9 protein-coding genes are annotated in these 12264 nt (G+C 47.1%); 3 read left to right on the top strand and 6 right to left on the bottom strand.

The features are described 5' to 3' along the window. Window positions 1–105: 105 nt before the first annotated feature. The 3 genes from rlmD to FYJ57_RS04805 all read right to left on the bottom strand — a co-directional run bounded on the left by rlmD (window position 106) and on the right by FYJ57_RS04805 (window position 4185). Window positions 106–1788 carry a 23S rRNA (uracil(1939)-C(5))-methyltransferase RlmD gene (gene rlmD, locus FYJ57_RS04815; protein ID WP_154431721.1) on the bottom strand — a complete coding sequence of 561 codons (1683 nt, stop codon included), beginning with the start codon at window positions 1786–1788 and terminating at the stop codon, window positions 106–108. Window positions 1789–1803: 15 nt separating this feature from the next. Beyond that, entirely contained in the window at window positions 1804–2748 is a 945-nt protein-coding gene (locus FYJ57_RS04810; protein ID WP_022171677.1) for a 3'-5' exoribonuclease YhaM family protein, read from the bottom strand. A 132-nt stretch (window positions 2749–2880) separates the two neighbouring features. Next, the gene (locus FYJ57_RS04805) at window positions 2881–4185 is read right to left on the bottom strand and encodes a S1C family serine protease (protein ID WP_154431720.1); all 1305 of its coding nucleotides are present in this window, start codon (window positions 4183–4185) and stop codon (window positions 2881–2883) included. 240 nt (window positions 4186–4425) lie between these two features. Between FYJ57_RS04805 and FYJ57_RS04800 the strand changes: the two genes are divergently transcribed. Genes FYJ57_RS04800 through FYJ57_RS04790 form a run of 3 tightly spaced genes read left to right on the top strand, consistent with a single transcriptional unit; the run spans window position 4426 to window position 8969 of the window. Next, on the top strand, window positions 4426–6804 hold the full coding sequence (locus FYJ57_RS04800; RefSeq protein ID WP_154431719.1) for an endonuclease MutS2: 2379 nt from the start codon (window positions 4426–4428) through the stop codon (window positions 6802–6804). A 45-nt stretch (window positions 6805–6849) separates the two neighbouring features. Beyond that, window positions 6850–7551 (top strand): response regulator, encoded by a 702-nt coding sequence (locus tag FYJ57_RS04795; protein ID WP_022171674.1) that lies wholly within the window; start codon window positions 6850–6852, stop codon window positions 7549–7551. Further along, window positions 7551–8969, top strand: a complete 1419-nt coding sequence (locus FYJ57_RS04790) for a HAMP domain-containing sensor histidine kinase (protein ID WP_154431718.1) — start codon at window positions 7551–7553, stop codon at window positions 8967–8969. The genes FYJ57_RS04795 and FYJ57_RS04790 overlap by 1 nt, the downstream gene beginning before the upstream one ends. 29 nt (window positions 8970–8998) lie before the next feature. Here FYJ57_RS04790 and trmL read toward each other — a convergent pair whose 3' ends face one another. Genes trmL through FYJ57_RS04775 form a run of 3 tightly spaced genes read right to left on the bottom strand, consistent with a single transcriptional unit; the run spans window position 8999 to window position 12156 of the window. Next, window positions 8999–9499 carry a tRNA (uridine(34)/cytosine(34)/5-carboxymethylaminomethyluridine(34)-2'-O)-methyltransferase TrmL gene (gene trmL, locus FYJ57_RS04785; RefSeq protein ID WP_022171672.1) on the bottom strand — a complete coding sequence of 167 codons (501 nt, stop codon included), beginning with the start codon at window positions 9497–9499 and terminating at the stop codon, window positions 8999–9001. 6 nt (window positions 9500–9505) lie between these two features. Further along, window positions 9506–10492, bottom strand: a complete 987-nt coding sequence (locus tag FYJ57_RS04780) for an AIR synthase family protein (protein WP_154431717.1) — start codon at window positions 10490–10492, stop codon at window positions 9506–9508. A gap of 20 nt (window positions 10493–10512) precedes the next feature. After that, entirely contained in the window at window positions 10513–12156 is a 1644-nt protein-coding gene (locus FYJ57_RS04775) for a VanW family protein (protein WP_154431716.1), read from the bottom strand. Window positions 12157–12264 lie beyond the last annotated feature (108 nt).

Below are 12264 nucleotides of genomic sequence, written 5' to 3'. Positions count from 1 at the left end.
TAAAATCTGCCCTCCGCTTTTTAACCAGATAAAATATTGGTCAGCGAAAAGACAAATATGTAAAAAAATAAGCGTACCACTGTTTTTATGATACGCTCATCATTATTAAATTACCTCAAAATGCTTCAACGCATCCTTTATCGCTTCCACTTTCTCCGCTGTCGGATGCTTCCTCGGCTGTTTCAATTCTTCTACTGCATTAGGAGCATCGTACATTGGCAAGCCTAAATCTCTCTTTACCTCTGCGATGTATGCGGTATGTACTTTGAAGCCGTATTTAGCTTCTATGTACTCCTTTATCATTTTGTAGGTCACTCGCTCTTTGGGCTTGTACTCTTCGGCTCTTTTAGCGATATTATCAAGCGGAACTTTTCCCTCACCTTCGCCAAACTCACCTTTTACGTTGATATGTCCGTCTGACTTTTTGTGGGAAAGCAGTACAACCGTCTCCACATGCACCGTATGAGGAAACTGATCAACCCCCTGCACCTTCTTGACTTCATATCCTTCCCCCCGCAGATATTTCAGATCCCGGGCCAGAGTCGCAGAGTCACAACTTACGTACACGATCCGTTTCGGCTGCATCTTTACCATCGTAGCCAGTACGCTCTCTTCGCATCCTTTCCGTGGCGGATCCACCACGATCACATCCGCATAGATGCCTTCTTTTTCGTATTTTTCCGGCAACACTTCTTCCGCTTTTCCTACAAAGAATTCTGCATTCGTGATATGATTCAGCGTTGCATTTCGTTTTGCATCCTCGATGGCAGCCGGGACAATCTCCACGCCGTAGACCTGTTTGGCTTTCTGGGCTAGGAAGAGGGAGATGGTTCCGATTCCGCAGTAGAGATCCCAGACCGTCTCATTTCCTTCCAGACCTGCGTATTCCAGTGCTTTTTCGTAAAGTTTCTGTGTCTGCACCGGGTTGACCTGATAAAAAGACTGCGGAGAAATCTGATAGGCGATCGGTCCGATGGTATCGGTGATATATTCCTTGCCCCATAAAAGTTTCCCTTTTCTCCCCAGAATCATGTTCGTCTTTTCCCTGTTGATATTCAGAGAAATACTGGTCATCCCCGGAATCTTGCAAAGCCTCGCGATCAGTTCTTCCGCCTCCGGGATGTAGCCGCCGTTGACAACAAGGCAGACCATAATCTCTTTCGACTGGAATCCATAACGGATCAGTACGTGACGCACCAGACCCTTCCCGGTCATCTCATCATAGGCCGGAATATCATACGCTTCCATATGCGCCAGTACCAGATTCAGAATCTGTTCGTTGACCTCCACGCCTAGATAGCACTTCCTGTTGCTGATGATCGAGTGAGTTCTTCCGGCATAGAATCCGGCGATCAGATGCCCTTCTTTGTCGCATCCCACCGGAAACTGCGCTTTGTTTCTGTAATGGTACGGATCTTCCATGCCGATGATAGGCTGCATCGGAATCTCTTCTTTCTGAAAACCGCCGATCCGGATCAGATTATTTTCAATCTTCTGCTGTTTGTATGCCAGCTGTTTTTCATAAGAAAGTGCCTGGATCTGGCAGCCGCCGCACTGACGGGCGTACGCACAGCGTGGCTCGACCCGGTCTTTCGACGGCTCCATGATCTCCACCAGTCTGGCATAACCGTAATTTTTTTTCGCCTTCATGATCTTTGCCTGTACTTTATCGCCGATCACTGTGTCTTTTACAAATACGGTATAACCGTCCACTTTTCCGATTCCTTCCCCGTCATGTCCCATATCCTCGATGGTTACAGTCAGAAGATCATTCTTTTTGTATTCCATGGATCTGCCCTTTCTTTACATACTGGTTTTACGGATATTTGATTCAAACAGCCGGTTGTAGCCAAGCCATTCGTTCGGATCTTTCGCATTGTCGAAAAGCTCGGTAAATGTTTCCATCTTGGCATCCGTGTTGTCTGCCATATTCAGCGCTGCCGCCTCCATCAGTGCCGGTTTCTTCGGGGAACCGTATTCCAGTTCTCCATGGTGCGCCAGGATGCAGTGCTTTAACTCACTCTCCACTTTTGCCGGGAAATCCGGGATCTCACGGATCGCATCGTGGAGCATCTCCGCTCCAATCATAATATGGCCCAGCAACTGTCCGTCATCGGTATAATCATTCATCGGAAATGCAGAAATTTCTTTCGTCTTTCCGATATCATGAAAGATTGCTGCGGTCAGAAGCAGGTCGCGGTTCAGTGCAGGGTAGGCTTTCGTATAAAAATCGCAGAGTTTGGTCACATTTAACGTATGCTCCAGCAGTCCGCCCACAAAACCGTGGTGTACTGTCTTGGCTGCGGAATTGAAGCGGAAGCGTTTGATGAATGCTTCATCCTCCACAAAAAACAGTTCTAACAGACGGGACAGGTATGGATTTTGGATGGTTTTGATAATCGCCATCAGTTCTCCGTACATTTCGTCGATATCACATTTGCTCACCGGAAGATAATCTGTGGGATCGTACTCTCCCTCACGGGCTTTTCTTGCACGCTTGATGTTCAGCTGCAGTGCACCTGCAAAATTGGTGACATCTCCCATGATTTCAATATAATCCAGTGTTTCAAAATCATCAATCCCCAGCGAATTCGGATCCCAGATCTTGGCATCGATTGTCCCGGTCTTGTCCTGCAGAATCACATTTTCATATGGTTTTCCGTTTTTTGTCACTGCTGCCTGTTTATGTTTGCAAAGGTAAATTCCGGACACCCGGCATCCCTCAAAAAATTCCTGAATAAATTTCATATAATCTCCTTCCGTCTTTCTGCCTGATTTTCTGTCAGTGAAAACTCCGCAGAAGTTTTGTGGTATAGAAAGCCATCGCCCCTATACCACATGTTTTATCTCACTATTCTTTTTTACAGATTCTTTTATAGTTTATAACGCATCCAGCGTTACGTCAAACACTATTTCCACATATCCTTCCGCACCTTTTCGCATCGCCGTCACTTTGATCTTCTGATCCTTTTTCGACTGATCCAGGCGTGTTCGCAGTCTCGACAGCGTCTCGACACTTTCATTTCCCACTTTCACGATCACATCTCCGTTCTGGATCCCAGCGTTCATCGCCGGAGAATCTTCCTCCACGGAGTTTACATAAATACCTGTAGGAATTCCGGTTTTCTGTGAGAGACTGCTGCTGATATCCTGTCCCCGGACACCGAGGTATATCAGATCTTCATTATTTGACAGTTGCTCAATCAGTTTCCGGAGATCCGAGATTGGTAATGCCGTCACCACCCCGGTATCCGCCTCCCCGGAAAAAGACTGCGCGATCACACCCACGATCTTTCCGTCCAGATTGACCAGAACCCCGCTTCCCTCGCTGTTTCCCATAATATCCGTCGTAAACAGATGATATTCACTGTCCACCGTACTTTTCACATTTGTTGTGGAAGTCACCCGGCCGCAGACTACTGAATCCGGATAACCGGACGGACTTCCCAGTGCCAGTACCAGATCTCCCTGATTCACCGAAGATGCGCTTCCCAGTTCACCCACTGCAATCACATCTCTTGTCTCTTTGCTGAGATCATTTCTGGAAATCTTGATCACTGCAAGTCCGGTAGCCTCATCCTGTTTGAGAAAATGCCCGTCTACCGTATTGCCATCACAGAAGGTCACAAGAATCCGGTCCACCGTATCCACCACCCGGTATTCTGTCAGCACGTAGTATTCTTTTCCCGTATCTGCCACCAGAAAGCCGGAGGCCTGCTTTTCGTTTTCAAAGGAATTATTCATCCAGTCCACATCGTTGGTAAATCCCTGTACCACAACTACAGAACTTTTCGGCTCACTGGCTGCCTCTGAAATCTGCTGATACAGATCCGAATATTCCTGCAGAGTCAGCGGCTCTTTTTGTGTCTCCGTGTCTGTTGTATCATTTTCATCGGTCGGCGCATCTCCGCTTTCTTCTTCCGGTATCTCCTGCTGAGGAGTATTTTCTTCGCCCCCGTCCGTCGATGCTCCCTCCACGATATTCACTCTCGGCTGTTCTTCCTCCGGTCGGAAATAAGGCACCGACTTTACAAATACAAATGCCGCAATCACACCGAACAATACCGCTCCTGCTGCCACTCCTGCCGCACTCACCGCGATTTTTCGTTTATCCAGAGGCTTCTTTTTCATCACTTCCCGGTAAAAATCGTATTCGTCCTGCTTGTGATCATTCTTTTTATCCATACACTTAGTCTCCTGTCTCTGACTCCAACTGTAACTGCACCGTTTTTCCCTGTGTTTTGAACTCTGCTTTTCCGTAACACAATGGAAAAACGGCTGCTGCCTGAGAATTTCCTTAATATTTTATCAAATATATATGAACATTTTATGACATACCGAAAAAACTTTTTGCTGCCCGGCTTTTTGCCTTTCTTTTCCTTCTCAGATAGAGTAGAATAAGGCGTATAGAAAGGATATAACATTATGAATAACAAAGCTTTAAAAACACTGGAATATACCAAAATCATCGAGATGCTTGCAGCCCATGCTTCTTCCCCTCTCGGAAAGATCCGCTGCGAGGATCTTCTTCCTTCCTGTTCACCAGGAGAGATTGAATATAAGCAGGAACAGACTCAGGATGCCCTGTCCCGTCTGTTTCAGAAAGGAAACATTAACTTCGGCAGTGCCAAAGATATCCGCGGTTCCCTGAAACGCCTTGAGATCGGAAGTACCCTGGGGATCACAGAACTGTTGCAGATCTGTGCCCTTCTGGATAATACCTCCCGGGTAAAATCTTACGGCCGCCGTGAAAAAGAAAATGAACAGAGGGACTCTCTGGATGATCTTTTCGATGCCCTGGAACCTCTGCCGCTGTTAAATACAGAGATTCGTCGATGCATCCTCTCCGAAGACGAGATCGCCGATGATGCAAGCGCAACCTTAAAACAGATCCGCCGTTCGATGAAAGTGACCGGAGAACGCATTCATACACAGCTTGCCGGTATGGTCAACGGCTCCGCAAGAACATATCTGCAGGACGCTGTGATCACCATGCGAAACGGCCGCTACTGTATCCCGGTCAAAGCCGAATACAAAAGCCAGGTACCTGGTATGATCCATGATCAGTCTTCCACCGGTTCCACCCTCTTTATCGAACCGATGGCGATCGTAAAACTGAACAATGAGATCCGTGATCTGGAGATGAAAGAAGCGGCAGAGATTGAAGTCATCCTGGCTTCTTTAAGTAACATGGCTGCCCAAGAACGTGAAAATCTCCGCTATAACCTGGAAAATCTGGTAGAACTGGACTTTATCTTTGCCCGCGCTGCCCTTGCCATGGATATGAATGCCACACGACCGATCTTTAATACCAAAGGCTATATCAACATCCGCAAAGGCCGTCACCCACTGATCGACAAGAAAAAGGTTGTTCCGATCGATATCCATCTTGGAAAAGAATTTCATCTGCTCATCGTTACCGGTCCGAATACCGGTGGAAAAACTGTTTCCTTAAAAACCGTCGGGCTTCTGACTCTGATGGGTCAGGCAGGTCTTCATATTCCTGCACTGGATCGTTCTGAATTATCTGTTTTTGAGGAGGTATATGCGGATATCGGAGATGAACAGAGTATCGAACAGTCACTCAGTACCTTCTCCTCCCATATGACCAATGTGGTTTCCTTTATCGAAAAGGCCGATCCGAAGTCCCTCGTTCTCTTCGATGAATTGGGTGCCGGTACCGACCCGACGGAAGGTGCCGCACTGGCAATCTCGATTCTGAACTATCTGCAAAAACAGGGCATCCGTGCTATGGCAACCACGCATTACAGTGAGTTGAAAGTGTACGCACTCTCCACACCGGGTGTGGAAAATGCTTCCTGTGAATTTGATGTGGAAACGCTTCGTCCTACCTACCGCTTACTGATCGGTGTTCCCGGAAAGAGTAATGCCTTTGCCATTTCCAGTAAGCTGGGACTGCCATCGTATATTATCGATGATGCAAAAAAACAGATCAGCCAGGAAGACGAGTCCTTCGAGGATGTGATCTCCACCCTGGAAGAAAACCGTATCACCATCGAAAAAGAACGCATGGAGATTGCCCGCTACAAGATCGAAGTCGAAGATCTGAAAAAACAGCTGGAGACCAAGCAGGAAAAACTGAATCAGCAGCGTGACCGGATCCTCCGGGAAGCCAACGAGCAGGCACATACAATCCTCCGTGATGCAAAAGAATATGCGGATCAGACGATCAAAGACTTTAACAAATTCGGAAAAGCCAATATTTCCATCAAAGAAATGGAAAATAAACGACAGAATCTCCGTAAGAAGATGAACAAAGTCGAAAGCAATATGTCCAGGAAAGAAAAGAAGGTCACAGGTAATCTGAAGCCTTCCGATCTGCATCTGGGCGATGGTGTGAAAGTACTGAGTCTGAATCTCAAAGGAACGGTAAGCACCCTCCCGGATGCCAAAGGTTATCTTCTGGTACAGATGGGTATCATGCGATCCAAGATCCATATCTCCGATCTGGTACTGTTACAGGAAGAAACCGTGATCTCCGCACCGAATATGCAGCGCACCAGCGCCGGGAAGATCAAGATGTCAAAATCTTCATCCGTCGGCATCGAGATCAACCTGCTTGGCCGCACCGTCGACGAAGCCATCGCGGAACTGGATAAGTATCTGGATGATGCATATCTGGCACATATTCCAAGTGTCCGTGTCGTTCACGGAAAAGGTACCGGAGCCCTGCGGAAGGGCATCCATAACTATCTGCGCCGGGTAAAATATGTCTCTTCCTTCCATCTTGCAGAATTTGGCGAGGGAGATGCCGGTGTTACGATTGTAAATTTCAAGAAATAAAATAACTATTCAGTAGGTAATATCCCGCTACAACAAGGAGTTTTTATGGTATCCAAACAGAAAATAATGATTGTAGACGATGACAACAACATCGCCGAACTGATATCTCTTTATCTTACCAAAGAATGTTTTGAGTGTAAGATTGTCAACGACGGGGAGGAAGCTTTGAGTGCATTTCCTTCCTTTCAGCCGAACCTGATCCTCCTGGATCTGATGCTTCCCGGTATGGACGGCTATCAGGTCTGCAGAGAGATTCGCCACAAATCCAATGTACCGATCATCATGCTCTCTGCAAAAGGAGAAGTTTTTGATAAGGTGCTCGGCCTGGAACTGGGTGCTGACGATTATATGATCAAACCTTTCGATTCCAAAGAACTGGTAGCCAGGGTCAAAGCGGTTCTCCGCCGTTTCCAGCCTGCCCCTTCCGCTCCGTCGGCACCTGCCGGAAAATACGTGGAATATCCGGATCTGATCATCAATCTGACCAACTATTCCGTTATCTATCAGGGGATGACCATCGACATGCCGCCAAAGGAACTGGAACTTCTGTATTTTCTCGCTTCCTCACCTAATCAGGTATTTACCAGAGAACAGCTTCTGGATCATATCTGGGGATATGAATACATCGGCGATACCCGTACCGTAGACGTACATATCAAGAGACTGCGTGAAAAGATCAAAGATCATCCGTCCTGGTCGATCAGTACTGTATGGGGCATCGGTTACAAATTTGAGGTTAAATCCTGATGAAACAAACACTGTATTCCAAATTTATCACAGCCTATATTTTTCTCGGTATTCTCGGAACGGTGTTAATCTCTACGCTTGGATCTTCCCTGATCCAGAAACATATTCTGGAAGACACCGGAGCCGCCCTGTACAAAGAAGCGATTTCTCTCGCCTCCTATCAGGCAAATACGGATTATTCAGACAATGCAGATGTGGAAGCTGCCTATAATCAGCTAAAGACCCTCTCTGCTTTTCAGGATTCCCGGATCCTGATTCTGAACCCGTCCGGACAGCCATTGATTGATACCGGCAAACCATACACTGCAATGGCACAAAGCTCGCTTAAAGACTTTGATCCTGCGATCATGGGATCAGACAATTATATTACAGGTACTTTTCATGGATATTTTAAGGAAAATATGGTCAGCACACTGGTTCCTATCACGAAAAACCTGACCACCAAAGGGTATGTATCGATTCATCTTCCGATGACCGTGATCATTGATCAGAAAGAATCCGTTCTCGGTCCGGTCCATATCGTGTTTGCGATCCTGCTACTTTGTTCTCTCATGATTCTTGGTCTGTTTTCTCATTCCGTATACCGGTCGCTGAAGAAAATCACCGCAGGAGCCAACGAATATGCAGCAGGAAATCTGGATTATAACATTCCTGTCACAACCAATGATGAAATGGGCTACCTGGCCGATACCCTGAACTATATGTCCGGAGAACTGAGCAAATCGCGAGAATATCAGCACAAATTCGTAGCCAATGTCTCCCATGATTTTCGCTCCCCCCTTACTTCAATCAAGGGTTTTGTGGAAGCGATCATGGACGGAACGATTCCACCTGAGATGCAAGATCGTTATCTGAAAATCGTGGTTGATGAGACCGAGCGTCTGGAAAAGCTGACCCAGAGTCTTCTGACCCTGGATAAACTGGACTCCAAAGGGCGTCCTTTGCATATGAACGACTTTGATATCAACCGTACGATCAAAAATACAGTAGCCACTTTTGAGGGGATCTGCCGTAAAAAGATGATTACCATTGAACTGCATCTGGAATCAGAAACTCTGATGGTACACGCCGATATGGAACAGATCCAGCAGGTACTGTACAATCTGATCGATAACGCCATCAAATTCAGTTCAGACAGCTCCATCATCAAGGCAGAAACTTCCGAACGTCATGGTACAGTTTTCGTATCCATAAAAGACTCCGGTGTGGGTATACCCAGAGAAAAACAAAATAAAATCTGGGATCGTTTTTATAAGATTGATTCTTCCCGTGGCAAAGACCGCAAAGGTACCGGGCTCGGACTATCTATTGTCCGCGAGATCGTTGCCGCACACAATCAGAATATCAATGTTATCAGTACTGAAGGGGTCGGTACCGAATTCATCTTTACATTAGAAAAAAGCAGGGGAACGAGCTGATTCCCCTGCCTTTTTTATCCTGTCTTTCTTTATTTCCACTCATATCTGGTCAGATGACCACCCAGCTGCATATGATCAAAATTGTGCTGTCTCAGCGCCTCGTAGAGTACGATCGCTACGGAATTACTCAGATTCAGCGAACGGATATCGTTCATCATCGGGATACGGATCGCAGTCTCCTGGTTTTCCAGTAAAATCTCCTCCGGAATCCCGCCGCTTTCTTTTCCAAACATAATGTAGGCATCTTCCTCATACTGCACTTCTGTATAGGTCTGCGGTGCTTTTGTCGATGCCATATAGATCTTGGCACCGGGATTTTTCTCCAGAAAATCCTGATAATCGATATACCGGGTGACATCCAGGTCATCCCAGTAATCCATCCCTGCACGTTTGATTGATTTTTCATTTAACCGGAAGCCCAGCGGCTCGATCAGATGCAGCCTCGTACCTGTCGCCACACAGGTACGTCCGATATTTCCTGTATTGGACGGGATCTCCGGCTCATAAAGAACAATATTTAACTTTGCCATATTCTCTTACCCCATTACTTTGTATAACTCATCCGGCTGCGGTTTGTCCAGATATCGGACATCCTCACCATTTCGAAGGATTCGGTCGTTCCCGTTGTTGGTACGACCTACCACAACGGCATGGATGCCTGCCTGTTCCAGTTTTCTCACCAGTTCGTGACCATCATCTGCCGCGATCATCATGGAACCGCTGGACATGATCTGGTAGGGGTTGACCCCAAAATAGTTACAGATCTCCACGGTCTCCTGGCGGATCGGGATCTTCTTCAGATCCACTTCCAGACCGACACCGGCTCCGTTCGCCATCTCCCAGAACGCACCGAAGACCCCGCCCTCGGTGATATCATGCATAGAGGATACACCATGTTCCACGGCGATCCGTGACTCCGGTACCACGGACAGATACTGGTCAAAATCTTTTGCTGTATCAATCAGAACAGCCGGAAATCTTTTTTTGAGTTCATCTTCTTTTTCTTTTGCGAGAATCGTCGTTGCTTCCAGACCGATCCATTTGGTCACGATGATATCCTGATCCGGACGGATCTGGGATACCGTGCGCAGATTCTTTTTTTTCATCTTGCCAACACCGGTTACGGAGATCAACGGCTGCTCTACCACGTTGGTGATCTCCGTATGCCCGCCCAGGATCTCCATATGCAGTTTTTCACAGGTTTCTTCCGCATCCTGCATCATTTTCCGGATCTCTGGCTCTTCAACGGTATCCGGGAGCATTACAGTCAGCATCACTCCCACCGGATCTGCACCGGCTGCCGCAAGATCATTTGCCGTGATATGGATGCTGTGATGTCCCAGATCCTTTGCGGTTCCCGTAATCGGATCCGTGGACATCACCAGAACTTCATCTTCACCTACCTCAAGAGCGGCGCAGTCCTGCCCTACCGCCGGACCGACCAGTACTTCCTCTCTTCTGTGTTTTACCTGTTTTAATACCGAACGGATCAATACCGGTTCCGGCAGTTTTCCTATCTTCATGATTTTCTCCTCCGCATCTGTCAGCCGCCATACTGGTTCAGTACCACATAGACCTGATTCAGATCGTTGTTTGCAATTGCTGTATACATGGCGCTGGACGCTTCCGCATTGCTGGTTTTTACACCGACTTTGTATTTATTTGGCGTCATCTGATAATAACTGTTATTTACTTCTTCTTTGCTGACCTGTTCCCCATTCTCCGTGACAATTTTCCACAGTTTTGCCTTGTATCCGGTATGGGCACTCTGGATCTGTTCCATACTTCCAAAGGCTTTCTCCGGATCTGCAGTCAGTTCGGTCGTCGGATCAATAGTCTCCAGCGTTTCACTTTCATAGGTCACTTTTCGGTCTGCAGGACGATATTCCTCTCCATACAGAGTAAAATAAATCTTTCCTCCGTAGGTATATCCTTCAATATAAATCGGTGCTTCCGTATTATTCACAAACCGGAAATCCTTTGCACCTTCTGCAATTGCCGCATCCATGGACGGTTCTACATATTTTACGATCATGGAATGATTATGTCGCTCTGTCACTTCCAGTTCTGCCTGTAATACTGCCTGATATAAGGTTGTAGATACCTGGCAGATACCTCCTCCAAAAGATTCCACTACCGTACCATTCGCATATGATGCGGCCGGTTCATATCCATTTTCTTCAGTAAACGGTACCATATTGTCACAGACGGAAATCTCCTCTCCAGGATAGAGAACTTTCCCGTTCAGTTTGGAAGTACCGTTTTTTACATTCGTCGCTCTGGCTGCGCTGCTGGCGGAATAATCGGTGACTCCCTGTCCCAGTACATCCTTTACTTTCGCCAGTTCTTCCTGGGATCCTTTCGGCTCTGTGATCTCCACATCCAGATCCACACTTCCCGGACCATCTTTCCACACATGCTCCAGATAATCCATCACTTTATCCACAGAACCATCCTCATTCAAGGTAACTCCACGCGCACCGTTGGTGATCTTGAACTCACCATTTTCTCTGGTCAGCTCATAATTCACCACTTCACGGTTCAACGCTACACAATAGGTCTCCAGTGCCTTCCTCACACTCTCCTCATCTACCTGATAAGAAAGATCCAGCTGCAGATTTTCCTGTTCCAGTGCTTTTTTCACCTTATATCGTTTGATGACATTGCCGACCTGTCCCACATCCATCGCCTGCCGGATCGTGCCGTCATTATCCCCGGTAACACCCAGTTCTTTTGCTGTCACACCGGTGGACATATCATCCATATGAAGAACGATCTGATAACCTGTAATCTCATCCACTCGGGTCTGCAGCGCTTCCTGTGCCTCTTCTTGCGTCATACCGGACAGATCCACACTTTCCGCGTAAATATGATCCAGAATCTTCCGCTGTCCCTCGGGCGCATTGTCCGAGGTACCGGTATCGAGTGTGACTTCATCCGTCTCTGCCTGCAGTGTCGGCACATCTTCGCTGTCTTCTTCCTGACTGTTTTCTCCGTCATCTGCAGCAGCTGTTCCGGTAGCCTCTTTGTCATCCTCACTTCCGTCAGCCGTATCTTCACTGCTTTCACTCTCCTGCCTCGCCTCTGACTTCTGTGTGAGCTCTGTATTCTGTGCGCACCATCCGCTGACAGGCTGCTGTAACAGCATGACTCCCGCCAGCAGGGCCGCCATTATTTTCTTCTTCATCTGTATGTCAATCCCTTATAACATTACTTCCAAAACCATCGGAACCACCATCGCAAGTACCAGTATAACTGCGATAATTCCCGCTACAATCTGCCTTCTGTTTTTCTT

Source organism: Oliverpabstia intestinalis, from assembly GCF_009696065.1.
Taxonomy (GTDB): Bacteria; Bacillota; Clostridia; order Lachnospirales; family Lachnospiraceae; genus Oliverpabstia; species Oliverpabstia intestinalis.
Note: the sequence above shows the minus strand (reverse complement) of the source record. Positions and strands in the feature narration are given on the sequence as shown.

Bases quoted from the DNA above. Each gene is read 5' to 3' on its own strand.
- rlmD (WP_154431721.1), bottom strand. From the start codon at position 1,788: ATGGAATACAAAAAGAATGATCTTCTGACTGTAACCATCGAGGATATG.
- FYJ57_RS04810 (WP_022171677.1), bottom strand. From the start codon at position 2,748: ATGAAATTTATTCAGGAATTTTTTGAGGGATGCCGGGTGTCCGGAATT.
- FYJ57_RS04805 (WP_154431720.1), bottom strand. From the start codon at position 4,185: ATGGATAAAAAGAATGATCACAAGCAGGACGAATACGATTTTTACCGG.
- FYJ57_RS04800 (WP_154431719.1), top strand. From the start codon at position 4,426: ATGAATAACAAAGCTTTAAAAACACTGGAATATACCAAAATCATCGAG.
- FYJ57_RS04795 (WP_022171674.1), top strand. From the start codon at position 6,850: ATGGTATCCAAACAGAAAATAATGATTGTAGACGATGACAACAACATC.
- FYJ57_RS04790 (WP_154431718.1), top strand. From the start codon at position 7,551: ATGAAACAAACACTGTATTCCAAATTTATCACAGCCTATATTTTTCTC.
- trmL (WP_022171672.1), bottom strand. From the start codon at position 9,499: ATGGCAAAGTTAAATATTGTTCTTTATGAGCCGGAGATCCCGTCCAAT.
- FYJ57_RS04780 (WP_154431717.1), bottom strand. From the start codon at position 10,492: ATGAAGATAGGAAAACTGCCGGAACCGGTATTGATCCGTTCGGTATTA.
- FYJ57_RS04775 (WP_154431716.1), bottom strand. From the start codon at position 12,156: ATGAAGAAGAAAATAATGGCGGCCCTGCTGGCGGGAGTCATGCTGTTA.